16 protein-coding genes and 2 pseudogenes are annotated in these 15022 nt (G+C 64.8%); 9 read left to right on the top strand and 9 right to left on the bottom strand.

The window, feature by feature from the left end:
* Positions 1-44: 44 nt before the first annotated feature.
* The 4 genes from IEY79_RS35210 (at position 45) to IEY79_RS35195 (ending at position 3086) form a co-directional block, all read left to right on the top strand.
* Positions 45-509, top strand: a complete 465-nt coding sequence (locus IEY79_RS35210) for a VOC family protein (RefSeq protein ID WP_189111734.1) — start codon at positions 45-47, stop codon at positions 507-509.
* Between the two features lie 206 nt (positions 510-715).
* Positions 716-1630: a pyridoxamine 5'-phosphate oxidase family protein gene (locus tag IEY79_RS35205; RefSeq protein ID WP_189111733.1), complete on the top strand. Its 915-nt coding sequence runs from the start codon at positions 716-718 to the stop codon at positions 1628-1630.
* Positions 1627-1884, top strand: a complete 258-nt coding sequence (locus IEY79_RS35200; protein WP_189111732.1) for a ferredoxin — start codon at positions 1627-1629, stop codon at positions 1882-1884. Before IEY79_RS35205 ends, IEY79_RS35200 begins: the two co-directional genes overlap by 4 nt.
* Positions 1881-3086: an NAD(P)/FAD-dependent oxidoreductase gene (locus tag IEY79_RS35195; RefSeq protein ID WP_229701399.1), complete on the top strand. Its 1206-nt coding sequence runs from the start codon at positions 1881-1883 to the stop codon at positions 3084-3086. The genes IEY79_RS35200 and IEY79_RS35195 overlap by 4 nt, the downstream gene beginning before the upstream one ends.
* A 222-nt stretch (positions 3087-3308) precedes the next feature.
* Here IEY79_RS35195 and IEY79_RS35190 read toward each other — a convergent pair whose 3' ends face one another.
* From IEY79_RS35190 to IEY79_RS35180, 4 genes are all read right to left on the bottom strand, one after another.
* Positions 3309-4166 (bottom strand): alpha/beta fold hydrolase, encoded by an 858-nt coding sequence (locus IEY79_RS35190; protein WP_189111731.1) that lies wholly within the window; start codon positions 4164-4166, stop codon positions 3309-3311.
* A gap of 244 nt (positions 4167-4410) precedes the next feature.
* A complete protein-coding gene (locus IEY79_RS38555; protein WP_373292691.1) occupies positions 4411-4932 on the bottom strand; it encodes an MFS transporter in 522 nt (173 codons plus the stop codon).
* The gene (locus IEY79_RS35185; RefSeq protein WP_189111730.1) at positions 4929-5153 is read right to left on the bottom strand and encodes a hypothetical protein; all 225 of its coding nucleotides are present in this window, start codon (positions 5151-5153) and stop codon (positions 4929-4931) included. The genes IEY79_RS38555 and IEY79_RS35185 overlap by 4 nt, the downstream gene beginning before the upstream one ends.
* Before the next feature lie 23 nt (positions 5154-5176).
* Positions 5177-5374, bottom strand: a complete 198-nt coding sequence (locus IEY79_RS35180; RefSeq protein WP_189111729.1) for a hypothetical protein — start codon at positions 5372-5374, stop codon at positions 5177-5179.
* Positions 5375-6031: 657 nt separating this feature from the next.
* On the opposite strand from IEY79_RS35180, the gene IEY79_RS35175 reads away from it, so the two are divergent.
* Entirely contained in the window at positions 6032-6280 is a 249-nt protein-coding gene (locus tag IEY79_RS35175; protein WP_189111728.1) for a hypothetical protein, read from the top strand.
* A 188-nt stretch (positions 6281-6468) separates the two neighbouring features.
* On the opposite strand, the pseudogene IEY79_RS35170 reads toward IEY79_RS35175, so the two are convergent.
* A pseudogene (locus tag IEY79_RS35170) lies at positions 6469-6756 on the bottom strand (transposase); the annotation flags it as partial.
* A gap of 1742 nt (positions 6757-8498) precedes the next feature.
* Between IEY79_RS35170 and IEY79_RS35165 the strand changes: the two are divergent.
* Entirely contained in the window at positions 8499-8873 is a 375-nt protein-coding gene (locus IEY79_RS35165; RefSeq protein ID WP_189111726.1) for a MerR family transcriptional regulator, read from the top strand.
* Here the strand turns inward: IEY79_RS35165 and IEY79_RS35160 are convergent.
* Both IEY79_RS35160 and IEY79_RS35155 read right to left on the bottom strand, forming a co-directional pair.
* Entirely contained in the window at positions 8843-9637 is a 795-nt protein-coding gene (locus tag IEY79_RS35160) for an alpha/beta fold hydrolase (RefSeq protein ID WP_189111725.1), read from the bottom strand. The genes IEY79_RS35165 and IEY79_RS35160 overlap by 31 nt on opposite strands.
* 40 nt (positions 9638-9677) lie before the next feature.
* Complete coding sequence (locus IEY79_RS35155) at positions 9678-10766, bottom strand: NADH:flavin oxidoreductase (protein ID WP_189111724.1); 1089 nt, start codon at positions 10764-10766, stop codon at positions 9678-9680.
* A 474-nt stretch (positions 10767-11240) separates the two neighbouring features.
* On the opposite strand from IEY79_RS35155, the gene IEY79_RS35150 reads away from it, so the two are divergent.
* Complete coding sequence (locus IEY79_RS35150) at positions 11241-12470, top strand: MFS transporter (RefSeq protein WP_189111723.1); 1230 nt, start codon at positions 11241-11243, stop codon at positions 12468-12470.
* Between the two features lie 115 nt (positions 12471-12585).
* A complete protein-coding gene (locus IEY79_RS35145) occupies positions 12586-13302 on the top strand; it encodes a DsbA family oxidoreductase (RefSeq protein ID WP_189111722.1) in 717 nt (238 codons plus the stop codon).
* Positions 13303-13914: 612 nt separating this feature from the next.
* Here the strand turns inward: IEY79_RS35145 and IEY79_RS35140 are convergent.
* Complete coding sequence (locus tag IEY79_RS35140; RefSeq protein ID WP_189111763.1) at positions 13915-14172, bottom strand: DUF6221 family protein; 258 nt, start codon at positions 14170-14172, stop codon at positions 13915-13917.
* An 88-nt stretch (positions 14173-14260) separates the two neighbouring features.
* On the opposite strand from IEY79_RS35140, the gene IEY79_RS35135 reads away from it, so the two are divergent.
* Complete coding sequence (locus tag IEY79_RS35135) at positions 14261-14404, top strand: hypothetical protein (protein WP_189111762.1); 144 nt, start codon at positions 14261-14263, stop codon at positions 14402-14404.
* A gap of 34 nt (positions 14405-14438) precedes the next feature.
* Here IEY79_RS35135 and IEY79_RS35130 read toward each other — a convergent pair.
* Positions 14439-14873, bottom strand: a pseudogene (locus IEY79_RS35130) (ATP-binding protein); the annotation flags it as partial.
* Between the last annotated feature and the right edge of the window lie 149 nt (positions 14874-15022).

Raw genomic sequence — 15022 nt, 5'->3', positions numbered from 1 at the left:
TAGCGCCCACCGGCTCCATGCATCCGCCCTCCGGAAGGAACGTCATGACCACTTCTCTGGCCCCTGCCACCCTCAAGACAGGCCACGTCGGCCTCGGTGTCACCGACCTCAACCGGTCGCTGCCGTTCTACGCGCGAGTCCTCGGACTCGAGACCCTCGCCGAAGGCAAGGACGACAGCCGACGCTGGGCCTTCCTCGGCCGGGACGGCGAGATCCTCGTCGCCCTGTGGCAGCAGAGCCAGGAAGGTTTCGCCACGGCCACCGCAGGCCTTCACCACCTGTCCTTCCAGGTGAACACCCTCGATGAGATCGCCGCGACCGAGGCCGTCCTGCGCGAGCTGGACACGGAGTTCGTCCACGACGGCGTCGTAGCCCACGCCGAGGGCGCCGCCTCCGGTGGCATCTTCTTCAAGGACCCCGACGGCATCCGCCTGGAGGTCTACGTGCCCACCGGCGCGGAGGGCGCTCCCGCGCCGGCCGGCCAGGAGCCGACCTGCGGCTTCTTCTAGAAGCGGCCAGCACTCCGGGAGGCCCCACCCCCGGCCCGCCCCGGCCGGCGTGCGGCCTCCCGGCCCACTCGCCCGACCGCCACGTGTACGAGCTCCCGCTCCAGCCCAAGACCCGAAGGGATCGCGTTCCTTTCGGTCCGCGCACCTGCTGGAAAGCATCTCGCTCCACAAGCGGCCCGGACACGTCGACATCATGAGGAGCAGACATGGACCCGTATCACCACGGCGAACTAGCGGTGCAGAAGAGAGCCGGTCTGACAGAGACGGCCAAGGCGGTTTCCGGCGCGATCATGACCGAGATCCCCGACGTGGCCGCGGACTTCATCGAGGAGCAGCAGATGCTCGTCATCGGCGCGGCCGACAACCGCGGCGAGGTCTGGTCCTCCCTCCTGGCGGGCGAGCCCGGGTTCATCACCGTCACCGGACCGTCCTCCCTGAGCGTCGCAGCCGCGCTGTCCGCCGGTGACCCCCTGCACCACACCCTCGCCGAGCCGACCCGCCTCGGCATGATCGCCATCGAACCCGGTACGCGGCGGCGCATGCGCATGAACGGCACCGCCCGTCCCACCCGCGACGGGCTGGAGATCACACTGGAGCGGATCTACGCGAACTGCCCGAAGTACATCCAAAAGAGGGTGCCGCAATGGCAGCCCGCTGCTCCCCGCGAGCCACGGGAAGCAGGCGCGCTCGCCGAACAGGACATCGCGCTCATCGACAGCACGGACACCTTCTTCATCGCCACAACAGACATGGACGGCAACGCCGACGCCTCCCACCGCGGAGGCAACCCCGGCTTCCTCCAAGTCCGCGGACCCCGGCATCTGCGCTGGCCCGACTACGTCGGTAACTCGATGTTCAACACCTTCGGCAACCTTGAGGTCAATCCCCGCGCAGGACTGATGATCCCCGACTGGACCACAGGCTCTCTCCTGCACCTCACCGGCACCGCGGCCGTGGACTGGGACCCGGACCACGCAGCCGCTCTTCCGGGAGCACAGCGCGTCGTCGACTTCACCGTCGAGCGCCTCGTGCGCGTCGACAACGCCTCCCCGCTGCGTTGGACCGATCCCCAGTTCTCCCGGTTCAACCCGCCCATCACACATGAAGGAGGAACCTCATGACCGAGCGCCCCGTCGCTGGTCTTAAAGTGATCGTCGACATGAACCTGTGCGAGAGTCACGGTCAGTGTGTCTTCGCCGCGCCCCAGGTGTTCGCCTTCGACGAGGACGACATCCTAGTCTACGAGCCGAATCCCGACGTCTCCCAGTACAAGAAGGTCGCCGCCGCCGCGGCGGCGTGCCCCGTGCGGGCGATCCGTGTCGAACACGGCACCGAGGGCGACGCCCCCGCCGATGGCCCCGAGTCCTCGCGATGAACACGCAGGCGATGCGTGTCGTCGTCGTCGGTGCCTCGCTCGCCGGGCTCAACACGGTGCGGGCCTTGCGGGACGAGGGACACACAGGCCCGATCACCCTGGTCGGCGAGGAACCCTATGGCCCCTATGACAGACCGCCCCTGTCGAAGGAATTCCTCACCTCCGACGCGGGGCACGAGTCGCTGTCCCTGGCGGACACCTCCGCTCTCGGACTGACGGAGCTCTACGGCCGGCGAGCACTCCACCTCGAGCCGCGTGAACGCACAGTGCACCTGGATGACGGGCATGTCGTCCCGTACGACGGTCTCGTCATCGCCACCGGTGCCGGAGCACGTTCCTGGCCCGCTCCGCGTCCGGCCGCAGGTGTGCACACCATCCGGACGCTCGACGACGCTACGGCGCTGCGGCACGACCTCCGCGGTGCGCGGCGCCGGATCCTCGTCGTCGGAGGCGGATTCATCGGCAGCGAAGCCGCAGCGACGGTGCGTGAGCTGGGGCACGACGTACTTCTCGCGCACCAGGGGCCGGCGCCCCTGCACCGCCCGATGGGTGAGGACGCGGCCTTCTTCGTCGCGGAACTCCACCGCGCCGCAGGTGTGTCCCTGCTGTCTTTCGCCACCCTCACCGCACTGCACGGACAGCAGCGCGTCACCTCCGTCACCCTCAACGACACACACAGGGTGGGCGCCGACACCGCGGTGCTCGCGCTGGGGGCCACACCCTGTACCGAATGGCTCACACACTCGGGACTTCAACTGGATCGAGGGCTGGTCACAGACGCCCACGCCCGCGCCGTAGGTGCCGACGGCCGGCCACATCACAGGGTCGTCGGCGCCGGGGACGTCACACGGTTTCCCCACCCCCACACGGCGCGACTCCTCAGCCTCGGCCACTGGAGCCACGCGGTGGAACAGGCGAGAACAGCGGCACGCACACTCCTCAACCCCTATGCCCCGGCCGTCTACCGTCCCGTCGCCTCGTTCTGGTCCAGCCAGTACGGTGTCCGCTTCCGGGCCGTGGGACTGCCCATGGAAGCCGATCGGGCTCGGACCCTTGAACTCGACCTGGAGCGAAGGCGCTTGGAGGTGGCCTACTACCGCGACGGACGACTCGTGGGAGCAGTCACCGCGAACCGCGCGGGACGCATCGCCCAGTACAGAGAACAGCTGGCCGACGACCTGACGGCCATGGCCTCGGCCTGAACCGGGCCGACCTGCGCATCCACAACACCGAGCGCGACCTCGCGGGCGCGGCGGGTTTTGTCCCGCAACAGATCGTGGACCCGCTGGCAAGTGCCGCCCGCCTCAGCCTTCGCGCAGTAGTCATAGACGGTCCTGTGCGATGGAGAGTCGTTAGAGGACCAGTGCGGTTGACATCAACTGCGAACACAGACTCGATCAGCAGCTCCGATGGAGCCACGACACTCAAATACTGCGGTCGAGGAAGTCGTGCATGATCGGAACAGCGACGTCGAACTTGTCTTCCAGTAGGAAGTGGCCGGTGTCGAGCAGATGGAACTCTGCCTTGGGCAGGTCTTCGAGGTAGGGGTATGCACCGTCCGGCGGGAAGATGAGGTCATGCCGCCCCCAGACGATCAGGGTGGGGGGCTGGTAGTTCCGGAAGTACTCCTGGAACTGTGGGTAGAGGGTGACATTAGTGCCGTAGTCGTGGAACAGGTCGAGCTGGACGTCCCAGTTTCCCTGGCGGGCAAGCTGGGTGCTGTCGTGAAGCCAGCTGTCCGGGTCCAGGCGAGCCACGTCCCGCACGCCGGTTGTGTACTGCGACTTGATCGCCTCGTCGGCGAAGACAGGTGTAAGCGCCCTGCGGTTCTCCTCGCTGTCCTCGTCCCAGTACTTCTTGATCGGGTCCCAGAACTCACGCAAGCCCTCCTCGTAGGCGTTGCCGTTTTGCACGATCAGCGCGCTGACCTTCTCCGGTGCCTGGAGGGCGAGGCGGAAGCCGGTTGGGGCTCCGTAGTCGAACACGTAGATCGCGTAGCGGTCGATCCCGAGCTGGTCGACGAGGCCCTTCATGAGGTCCGCGTAGTTGGCGAAGGTGTAGTCGAACTCAGACCGGTCCGGGACGGCCGAATGTCCGAAGCCGGGGTAGTCCGGCGCGATGACTCTGTACTTGTCGGCCAGTGCGGGGATCAGATTGCGGTACTGCCAGGACGACGTCGGGAAGCCGTGCAGTAGCAGAACCACGGGCCCGTCAGCAGGGCCTGCCTCCCGGTAGAAGATGTCGAGTCCGTTGATTTTGATTGTATGGAAGTGCGTGGACATGCTTCTTACCTCTCTGCGAAGAAATCCGGTCGGAGAAGCGCGAGACGCGGGGTTGATGGCCTCACATTGAAACCTGGTCTCTAATCGCTATTGAAGCAGTAGGGACAATTGATGCTCCCAGTCGGTCTGCTTTAGATAGCTAAGGTGCAATCACCTCACAGGCCTCACCGCCAGCGACGGAACCACTTGTTCTACTCCAGCCTATTGCCGTATGGCCCGCCCCGCTCGTCGGTGCACGCCGCGTCTACTGTCCACGACGAGGCGCCCTCGGCGCGAAGCAGCACCGCCTGCTCGGGGGCCCGCTTCCGCACTGCTCCCTGTCACCTGCCCCGCCAAGTCGGGTGGGAGCCGAGGCCGGCCGCCGACCAGGCCGCCGAGGCCGATTCCCATGTTCCAAATGGTCACTAATCGACGGCTGGGCCGCGTCGGCGTGTTTGCCCGCTGGCTCCATCAATGCTGACTGCAGCAAGGTGACTGTTCCTCCGAACGCGAGTCCCCAGACTGCGGCCGCGACATAATCGACGGCAGGGCTGGAGGAGGCGATGGCAAGGACTGCTGCGGCTGTGGTGAAGAGCACGATGGTGAGGATGACCAGTTTGCGGTGGTGGCGGTCCATGAGCGCGCCCGTGAGCCAGATGCCGATGATCGAGGCGCTGCCGAAGTCGAGAAGGATCCACTGAACCTGAGCGTGCCGGCAGGCGTCGCTGAGGATCGGCGCGATGTAGGCGTAGAGGATGGTGTGCGCGAGGACGAATGCGCCCGTCACAACGAGGACGGTGCGCACACCGTGCGGCGCAGCATGCGGTTGCACGGCACCCTGTCCTCCGCCTTCTGGCCGGAGAAGTTCGGCAGCTTCCAGAGGGCCCAGATGATCAGTAGCCCCGTCTGGATCGTGACGATGCCGAACGTGAGCTGCCATCCGACTGCCTTGCCGTGCAACGTGCCGACGGGAACTCCGAGAGACGGGGCCGCAGGAATGCTGGCCATGGCGAACGCCATCGCCCGACCCTTCAGCCCGGGTCCCACAGACGCGCCGCGTAGTCACCGACGGGGCTCCAGACCACGCCCGAGGAGGCGCCTGCGATGAACCGGGCACCCCTTGTGATGGGGAAACTGACGGAGAGGACGGGCGCGAGGTTGGCGATCACGAACCCCGTCAGGGCTGCCACGAACAGATGGCGCATCAGCCAGGAGGCGGTGGCCAGCATGGAGGGGATCGCCGCGTGACCGCGATCATGTGCAGTGCAGGGTTGATCGAACGGTTCCTACCCCGGCTGAGTCGGGCGCGGACCTTGTTCCCACACGGGAATGGGAGCCCTGCCGGTGAAGTGTGCGAACGCATCCTTCGACTGGGACCGGACGGCACCGGCCGTCTCACCGATGACGACGGTAGCGCTGACCCCCAGCACCCGGGGATATCCAGCAGCGAGGGCGCCAGCGCCTCCACCAGCCTGCGCAAGCGTGCCGCCGGACCGTTGATTTGCTCGGTCAGCCTGCGGCACTCGCCCACAAGGTCACGGGCGATCTCCACGCCGACTACCGCGCGGCCGAGCTCGGCAGCCATCATGTCGAATACGCGCAGGCGGCGTAATTTCCGGGAAGGAACCAGGAGCTCAGGGTCGCTCTCGTGGAGGAACCGGCGCAGCTTGTTCGCCGCAGCGGTCCGGCTCCGCGCCACGCGTCGGCGGTGGTCGACCATCAGATTGACGTCCCGCGCGGATCCGGCGAGGCTGGCGCGCGGCAGCCTCGGTTCCCCCAGGGCGATCCGCGCGACCGCCTCGGCGTCGATCGGGTCGGACTTGCCCCGCTCCCGGGCCGAGCGTCGGGCCCCGGCCATGAGCCCGCGCATGCACCCAGACCACCGAATGGTCGGCAAGCAGGAGATCCGCTTCGAACCGCCGGGTCAGATGGCGGCAGTCCTCGATAGCCAGCAGGGCCTGCCCGAATCGGGCAATCCACTTGAGCGCCCGGAAATGATCGGACGGACTGGCCTTGACGGTGATCTCGTCCGCTCTGCGTCCCAGCTGGTCGACCGCGACCAGCGTATGCGTTTTCTTGTGAGCGTAGATACCGACAACGTGCAAGGCAACCTCCGCAGTCCGGTGGAGAGTTGAGCGAGGCCTCCACCGCGGGGCGCGCCTCGATCGGGCTCGCGCGGCACGTTCCTATCAGGCCCCTCCGGGGCAGAGGACCGGGCCGGCGGGGCGGTACATCGCCGATAGGCCACCGTTCAGAGCCAGCCCCGCCGGTATCTGCCACTGTGTCATCGCCCGTAGGCCCCAGAGGCTGACATTGACGCGAAGAAAGCCGATGCCGCCTTCAAGATCTCGCCAGTCCTTCGCAGTTCGGCGTTCTCGGCGCACAGCCGCTTGATTTCCGCAGACTCCTCGGACATGACTCCGGGCCGCTGGCCGGCGTCCACCTCGGCCTTGCGGACCCAGGTCCGCATCGTCTCGGCCGCGCCGATCCCCGACTTGGCCGCGACCGCCTTCATCGCGGCCTACTCGGACGGGTGGTTCGGGCGGATCTCCGCGACCATGCGCACCGCACGCTCACGAAGCTCAGCAGGGTAGGGAGACGGACGTGCCATGACTCGGTCCTCTCAGGGAATCGAGTCTCCATCAGACCCGGAGCGCTTCAGAAGGGGAGCACAGCCCTGACGATCTCAGTCGTGAGACCAGCATTCAGCAAGCTGCAAATCTGCTTGCCTATAGCAACTTGCGACTCCTCGTAGTAGCGCAGCATCGGGGAGGGGACACCCGTCCGCTCGGGTAACTGCTTGATCCTCATCACAACTCCGTATCAGCGTCTTGCCATCTCACTGATGTCAAGGTTGGAAGCTAGTCCAGTCACGGTGCCGGAGAGCCAACCCACTCCAAACCCTAGGGGGGTACAGCACACATGCATCGCGTTCAGCCGCTTGCTAACGGCCTGCACACAGACCACCCCGTCCCCGGACTGCCCTTCATCGACGACAGTCACATTCCGGTCGATGACCCCACAGGCGTGGAAGCCATCGCTCGCCGAGGAGAGGGCGCTTCTAGGGGACGTTGGGAGCAAATTCCCGAGGCCGAAGGGGCTTGGATCGCCTTCACAACCGACCCGATACGCCAAGACCTCGCATGGGTCATACGCCACCACCCTGAGAACGGTCGTACGATTCTGCTGGTCCGGGACAAGGACGCTGTCCTATGGCACAGCAGCTGGAGAGGCCCTAAACTCCTATTCCGACAGGGTGGATATTGGTGGGATGGCACCACCTGGTACCGACCAGACCAGTCATGGGACGCCGCTTGTAAGAATTTTTCCCACAGGCCGGTCGAGGACGCGGCCACCGTCACAGCCGCAGATCTACTAGAGGAGAACTCTCGACCCAGGGGCGTCCGCCTGCTGAGCGTCTCCGACTTCGACCTGGGGGCTTCGCCACCGGAACCGTGGAACAACCACCTGGCTCTGTGGGCCTCACTGCGAGCCGCCGACACACGGCCCCTCTCGCAGTGCGTAGTACGACTCTCCGCACCGGAGCTCGCCGCCGACCAGCTAATTGGGGTACCAGAGATGTCGAAGATTGGAAAAATCGAAGCTCCAACCCTGCGCATCTACATTGCCCGTGTCCAGCGCGATATGCCACCACCCCAGGTGAAGGCCAATGGCCGGAGTCTCTGGGCCCGTACAGTCGCCAAAGACTGGGTAGAGGCACGTGATTGCTCCCATAAGAGCGCGGTCGCGGAATTCAGCTCCAGCGATGAGGACTTGACGGCCGACCAGTCGTAGCCGCGCCAGCGACTCACAGGCTTGTCAGGACCGCTCCCAAGCGCAGCGGGGAACTGAGTTCCGGCTATCGATCGCCCGGCGGCGTTCACGGAGACAGGCGGTGAAAAACTGCCTACTTCCGGCGTGGCACCAGACGGAGAAGCGGCGGTGCACGGTCGACTTCGATACTCCGAAGCATGTCGCAAAGACCGGAAATGTGTGCCGTCACGGAAAAGAGCCGCACCGAGGGCTCCTCGTAGTCGCAGCATAGCGAAAGTTCGCGTACTCCATGCACGTAGGCGTGTCGGATGATGTGACCCTTCATTCCGGCGGTTCGGTACCATCAGCGCGATTCGGGTCCAAGCGAAAGTCGCATGCATCGATGAAACAGCCGAAGGTAGTAATTCAGTGCGCTCGACTTCCTGTCGACCTTCACGCGGCCAGGTGACGACCTGTCGGCATGGTCAGTGCCGCCAAAGGACATCCATCTGGCCCGGCTGCTTGACCTCGCACTGTTGATTGATATACTGAGGGAGACAAGGTTCACATTTATGTGAATGCTGGTGGCAGGGAGTGACGATGAGAATCAAGGAGCTTTCGGAACGGGTCGGTGTATCCACCCGTCTCTTGCGCTATTACGAAGAGCAGGGTCTTATCACTCCGGGTCGTGAGGAGAATCGCTATCGATGCTACGACGAAGCGGCCGTGGAGAGGGTTGAGCAAATTCGCGGCCTGCTCGGAGCCGGCCTGACCACGGAGATCATCCGGGAGGTTCTCCCATGCCTGGGTGCCGCAGCGTGCTCCCAGTATGACGACCCTGAATTCGTTCGCCGGATTGCAGCAGAACGGGACCGGTTGCGGGAACGCGTAACCATACTGACGCAGAACATCAATGCTCTGGACAACTATCTGAGCGCTGTGTCTCAGGGTGCATCATCCGGTGATGCCGCCTGACGGTGCATGAAGTCCTCGAGCGCCCGATTGAACGTTGGCGGATCCTCCAGGTAGGGAAGGTGTCCGCTCTCGGGGAGGCGCGTGACAGTCGCATTCCCGGCGAGCGCGATCAGCTGCTCGGTGGAGGGCGAGGGGACCAGATGATCTCGCTCTCCGACGATCAACTGCACGGGGACGACGAGTCCGCGGAACTCCTCCACCTGATCGGCCTCGTCAATCTGGTGGAAGACGGCATTCACGTGTGCAGGGTCGATGCGATCTGCTGACGTCAGAAAACCTCTCGCTATGCCGTCAGGTCCGGAGAGCCCCATGCCTGCGAGCAGCAGCTGGGCCCATTCGCGAGCGCCACCCGGACGCAGGAGCAGATCATAGAGCTCGACGCGTCGTTCGTGCTCACGCGGCGGAAGCTCCAAGTACCCGTTCACGACCGTCAGACGTCTGACATGGCGGGGTGATCGTGCTGCGAGCGTGATCCCCACTCTGGCACCCATCGCCAGTCCCACGACCGACACATCGTTCACTCGAAGGTGATCAAGTACGGCCTGCGCGGCATTCGCGTAATGCCCGAACGGGACTTTTGTGCCTGTGGATCGACCGTGGCCGGGGAGATCCAGGGTGATCACGCGGTGATGCTCCGCAAGGGCTCGGCGCTGGTGCAGCCAATTGTTCGCGTTGCCGCCCAGACCGTGGAGGAACAGGATCGCGTCGTCGGTGGCGCCTTCGTCGGTGTAGTGCAGAGTCTCCCCGAGCCAGCTCAGTTCCATCGCCGTGCTCCCTTCTCGCCGCGTACGGTCAGTCTGCTGCTCAGCGGCTGCCGGGCCGGACGAAGTCGCCCCAGCCGCGCAGGTGGCTGATGAACCGCTCGCTCAGTCCACCTCTCCGCAGGAAGTCCGCGGGGACGGGGAGGGCCGGACTTTCGTGCTCGAAGTCCGACTCCACCAGAACGGGGCAGTTCCGCTCCAGGATGCCGGCCCGTCCGATCAGCACGAAGTCGCACCCTTCGTCCAGAAGCCGACCGGCGCGCTCGGCACTCCTGATGCGGCCGGCTGCACCCAGGCGCACGCCCTTCCGTGGCAGATCCGCGAAGATGCTCAGCATCGTCCGGCCTCGGAACGCACCCTCCTGGATAATCTGGTTGTAGTCCCACAAGGCGAGATCCAGATAGTCGATCAACTCTCGATCGAGGATCTCCGCGGTCATCTCCCGAAGCTCCTCTATGCGCAGGCCGTACCGCTCGATCGACAGGCGCCATCCGATCTGGAAATTAGGTCCGCACTCCCGACGGATGCCCTCGATCACCTCGATGGTGAAACGTGCGCGATTCTCCAGGCTGCCGCCGTACTTGTCCGTCCGGTCGTTCAGTATCGGGGACATGAATTCCGACAGGATCCACCCGAAGGCGCCGTGGACCGCGACGCCGTCGAATCCGGCCTTCTCGGCCCTCTTCGCGCCTGCGATGAAGCTGTCACGGATGCGCTCCACCTCTGCTGTCGACAACGCGGAGATGCCGGGCAGTGTGCGGCTGGAGGCGGGCGAGGGCACGCCTCCGAAGTAAGGACTCGCGCGATGCCCCGCGTGGTGAAGCTGGACCGCCGACAAGCCGCCGCCCTCGCGAATTGAGTTGGCCACCTCTGTCAGTCCTGGCAGGTGCTTGTCACTGAAGATGCCGGGCTGTCGAGCGCACGCAATTCCACTGGCCTCGACGATCGTCGCGCCCGTCTGGACCAGCCCGTAGCCACCCTGGCCAAGCTGCCGCATCCACTCCTTGTCGAAATCGGAGAGGAAGCCTTCCGGCTCGCTCTGCTGATTCGTGAGAGGCGCCATCATGAACCGGTTTCGCATCGCAGGGCCATGCAGAAGCGGGAGCGGCTCGAAGAGGTCTGCAACGGTCACGGAAGATCTCCAGTTCGGTAGTGGTCAACCTGCGGATGGGTGCCGCGGCTCGTCATGCCGCGGGGCGGTGACACTCAATCCAGCCTTACACCTTCACATTAATGTGAAGGCAAGTTGGTAAGCGTGCGCTCTAAATTTCAAGCGCGGTGAAGTGCGCGGCGTCTTCTCGTGGCGGACCGCTCTGCCCACGTCGTAGGGCGGCGCCGGTGTCACAGCGTGGCGCCGACTGGACCGGACGTGACGGTTCCCCGGTCGACCGGCTCTCCGGCCGCGTTCTCGCCCGCTCCGAAGCCATGATCCAGCCGGCGATACCCCCTCTCGGCGAGCACCCCATGAGAGCCATTCACGGTCCGGTTTGCATTCACACTGATGTCAAGGTTGCAGTATCGTCTGCGCCCCGCAAAAGCGGTGCACCGAGATGTGACAGGCCGGCCGGCAAGCTGCGGCTTCGGCGCGCCAGAGAGGGAAGTAGAAATGACCAAGGTTCAGGAGCCGATATTGAGGGCGCCGGGACAAGACCGCCTCCCCATCGCAGCTCTCATCGCACTCTTCACTGCAGGCTTCATCACCACTCTCACTGAGGCTCTGCCCGCGGGGGTGCTTCCCCAGATGAGCGATGCGCTAGGCGTTTCCGAGTCGATGGCTGGACAGACGGTGACCATCTACGCCGTTGCCACGCTGCTCACAGCGATCCCTGTGGCGGTCGCCACGACGAACTGGCCCAGACGACATCTTCTCGTCGTCGCGCTCGTCGGATTCCTTGTCGCCAACCTTGTCACAGCGTTTTCCGTCAACTACACGCTCACGATGGTGGCGAGGTTCGTTGCCGGCGCGGCGTCCGGTGTGACGTGGAGCCTCCTGGGTGGCTATGCGCAGCGCATCACCCCGGACGCACTGAAGGGCAAGGCCATGGCCTTCGCTTTCGCCGGCACGCCCGTCGCGCTCGCCCTGGGTGTTCCCGTCGGAGCCTTCCTCGGCCAGATTGCGGGCTGGCAGGTGACCTTCGGCCTCATGTCGGTGCTGGCCGCGCTGCTCATCCTCTGGACCATGTGGAAGCTGCCGAACGTCCCGGGCCAGAAGGCCGCCGAGCGGCTGCCCCTTCGTCACCTCCTTCGTATCCGAGGTCTTCGCACCATCCTGGTCGTCACCGGTGTGTACGTGCTCGCTCACACCATCCTCTACACGTACATCTCACCCGTGCTGGCGGGCGTGGGGCTCGAGGACCAGGTGCAGTGGATTCTGCTGGCCTTCGGTGTCGCCTCGATCCTGAGTATCTGGCTCACCGGTATGTTCGTCGACCGGCATCACCGTCGTCTCGTCATCCTGAGCACTGTGTTCTTCGCCGTGGCGGCGGTCGCGCTGACTCTCTGGTCGGGGAACGTGGTCGTGGACTACGTCGCCGTGACGGCGTGGGGACTCGCGTTCGGTGGGGCCGCGACCCTGTTCCAGGGCGCGCTGATGTCAGCGTCGCGTGAACACGCCGACGCCGCCCAGCCGCTGATGGTCACGATGTGGAACGGCGGAATCGGCCTCGGCGGTCTGATCGGCGGCATCCTCCTCGCCGGCCTCGGATCGGCGTCGCTCATGATCGCCGTCGCGGTCCTCGCCATCTTCACGGTCGTCGTCGTGATCCTCGCACGAACCCACGCATTCCCCGGACCCAGCTCTGAAGGCTCGCCGGCGACGACCGGCGAATCGATCTGAACGCCCGACGAAGCCGTACTCGACCGCCCCCCTTCGTCCCTTCACCGGTGCTCGGGCTCGTGATCTCCGGCGAGAGCACCGGTGCCGGCCCCACGGTTGCGAGAAAGAAGAGGCCATGACCACTGATCAGAACGTCGACTTGACACCGACACCGACACCGACATCCACGTCCTCGGCTGGGATCGATCCGATCCGGGTCGATGTGTGGTCGGACATCGCTTGCCCCTGGTGCTACATCGGAAAGCGGAAGTTCGAACGCGCCCTGACCGAGACCGGCATTCCGGTGGAGATCGAGTACCACGCGTATGAACTCGCACCGGATCTGCCCGAAGAGTTCGAGGGAAGCGAACAGGACTACCTGGAGATCCGCGGATTCACGGCCGATCAGGTTCAGCCCCTGCTCGCCAGAATCGTTGCCGCGGCAAAGGCTGTCGGACTGGACTTCGATTACGACATCCTCCGGCACACGAACATGCTCAAGGGACACCAGCTGATCCGGTGGGCCAAGGCGGAGGGGCGCCAGCTCGACATGGTGGAGCGGATTCTCGCCGCTCACTTCGAGGAGGGGCGGCACGTCGGCCAGGACAAGGATCTGGCCGAGCTCGCCGCCGAGATAGGACTCGACCGCGAGAAGGCGCTCAGCGCACTCGAGGAGGGCCGGTATGCCGACGATGTGCGGGCGGACGAAGCCAGGGCGCGACAGCTAGGAATCCAGAGTGTTCCGTTCTACGTGTTCGAGAACGCCTACGGAGTCGCGGGAGCACAGGATCCGGCAACGTTCGCCGACATTCTGCGCCAGCTAGCCGAGAAGAAGCGGGAGGCCTCTCAGTGACCGAGAAAGAGCAGAACCGGATCGTCCAAATGCCCGTTCCGGTGGCCGCCACGTGCATCGACGGTGTGTGCACGGTGCCAGAGGAAGACTCAAGCCCGCTCATCAGGCTGACGGCGCCCGTAGCCGCTACCTGCATCGACGGTGTGTGCACGACACCCGACGTCACTGATCACTCGGAGGATCAGCCGGAGAGCTGATGACTGCCGCCTGTGGATGTCCCACAGGCGGCACCGGTTTCTCCTGGTGCTTTTCTGGTTTATCGGTCAGCACTGGTAAGGCTAAGGTCTGTCCCCCCCTAGCCCCTGGTGGATCAGCTCGCGTCGTCAGCTACGGCACCTCGCCGCGTTGTCGGATCGCCCGAATACGCCCAGTATGAGGACGGCCCTCCGCCTTGCGATGCACCGCATCTGACGACGCGAGCTGATCCACCAGGGGTTACGGGACAGCCCTTACGAGCTCGTGCATGGTTGGCGGTAGCGCATCGGAACCTTGATCGTTGATCATGGTGAGTGTGGTGGGGAACCGGGCTCGTGCAGCAATCATCCACAGCAAGCGCATCACCGGGCTGACGCCCGACGTGATCGCTGAACTAGGGACTGTCTCCTTGAAAGGCTATGGGCGCCATTCCTGCTTGTAGCCGGGGTGTTCGGCGTATGACTGGCCAAGGACTCGCAGCGCGTATGCCAGGCCGGCCGAGCGGGAGTCCGAGGCGTCCATGGCTTTGTGGTCGTTTGCCAGTTGCTCAATCAGATCGAGCATGGGGAGGTGGCTGTCGAGAAGAGCCTCGCCGCCTAGCGTGCTGGCCACGTAGGCGTAGGCATGGTTATCGTCCATGATGCGTGCGACGAGGAACTTCGCAAGATCGTCCATGTGACCATCCTCGCGGGCAAGGTGCTTCGGCGGTCAAGCGGCTGTCCAGATGAGGATGGCAGCGAGGTGGAGTGCGGCCTGGTAGGCGATGGCGAGCGGAGGCCGGTATTTCTGGGTCTCGGACGGCCTGGTCGTCAGGGATCCCGGCATCGACAGCATGACCGGCGTGATCGCCGGCCTGATCGAGAACGGCGAGTTCTCCGAGATCTTTCAACGGGTGATCAACGACTGATCAAGTGCTCGGCCGCCGGAAGCGTCGTGGGTGGTCAGGCTACGTCGTTCTCTCGCTCGATGGCCTTGAGGCGGTTCTTGAGCCGGTAGCTGGGGCCGTTGATGGAGATCACTTCGCAGTGGTGGAGGAGGCGGGCGAGGATGGAGGTGGCGAGGACCTCGTCGCCGAAGACCTGGCCCCATTCGCTGAAGGTTTTGTTCGAGGTCAGGATGATCGAGCCCTTCTCGTAGCGCTTGGAGATGACCTGGAAGACCAGGTTCGCTTCCGCGCGTTCGAGGGGCTGGTAGCCGACCTCGTCGACGACGAGGACGCTGGCCCGCAGGTAGGTGCCGAGCTTGTTCGTCAGCCGTCCTGCGGTCTCGGCGGCCTTGAGGTTGCGGACCATGTCGTCGAGGCTGGTGAAGTAGATCGAGTAGCCGGCCCGGCAGGCCGCAACCGCCAGGGCGACGGCGATGTGCCTCTCACCGACCAAGCAGCAGAGTGCCGAACAGCAGGTCTCAACGCATCAACAACTGGCCCTTTTCATCCGTACGCGGCTGGGGACGTTCACGGCTCTGGCAAGATTTTCGTAGGCGGAGATCATCTCGGTGACACGGTCAGCCGGGCCGCGTAGCGGGC

This window comes from Streptomyces camponoticapitis, from assembly GCF_014646115.1.
Classification (GTDB): Bacteria; Actinomycetota; Actinomycetes; order Streptomycetales; family Streptomycetaceae; genus Streptomyces; species Streptomyces camponoticapitis.
The sequence above is the reverse complement of the archived record's forward strand: the minus strand, read 5'-3'. Positions and strand labels throughout refer to the sequence as shown.

Coding starts and splice junctions, on each gene's coding strand:
- IEY79_RS35210 (WP_189111734.1), top strand. CDS start 45: ATGACCACTTCTCTGGCCCCTGCCACCCTCAAGACAGGCCACGTCGGC.
- IEY79_RS35205 (WP_189111733.1), top strand. CDS start 716: ATGGACCCGTATCACCACGGCGAACTAGCGGTGCAGAAGAGAGCCGGT.
- IEY79_RS35200 (WP_189111732.1), top strand. CDS start 1,627: ATGACCGAGCGCCCCGTCGCTGGTCTTAAAGTGATCGTCGACATGAAC.
- IEY79_RS35195 (WP_229701399.1), top strand. CDS start 1,881: ATGAACACGCAGGCGATGCGTGTCGTCGTCGTCGGTGCCTCGCTCGCC.
- IEY79_RS35190 (WP_189111731.1), bottom strand. CDS start 4,166: ATGTCCACGCACTTCCATACAATCAAAATCAACGGACTCGACATCTTC.
- IEY79_RS35185 (WP_189111730.1), bottom strand. CDS start 5,153: ATGGCCAGCATTCCTGCGGCCCCGTCTCTCGGAGTTCCCGTCGGCACG.
- IEY79_RS35180 (WP_189111729.1), bottom strand. CDS start 5,374: ATGCTGGCCACCGCCTCCTGGCTGATGCGCCATCTGTTCGTGGCAGCC.
- IEY79_RS35175 (WP_189111728.1), top strand. CDS start 6,032: ATGGTCGGCAAGCAGGAGATCCGCTTCGAACCGCCGGGTCAGATGGCG.
- IEY79_RS35165 (WP_189111726.1), top strand. CDS start 8,499: ATGAGAATCAAGGAGCTTTCGGAACGGGTCGGTGTATCCACCCGTCTC.
- IEY79_RS35160 (WP_189111725.1), bottom strand. CDS start 9,637: ATGGAACTGAGCTGGCTCGGGGAGACTCTGCACTACACCGACGAAGGC.
- IEY79_RS35150 (WP_189111723.1), top strand. CDS start 11,241: ATGACCAAGGTTCAGGAGCCGATATTGAGGGCGCCGGGACAAGACCGC.
- IEY79_RS35145 (WP_189111722.1), top strand. CDS start 12,586: ATGACCACTGATCAGAACGTCGACTTGACACCGACACCGACACCGACA.
- IEY79_RS35140 (WP_189111763.1), bottom strand. CDS start 14,172: ATGGACGATCTTGCGAAGTTCCTCGTCGCACGCATCATGGACGATAAC.
- IEY79_RS35135 (WP_189111762.1), top strand. CDS start 14,261: ATGGCGAGCGGAGGCCGGTATTTCTGGGTCTCGGACGGCCTGGTCGTC.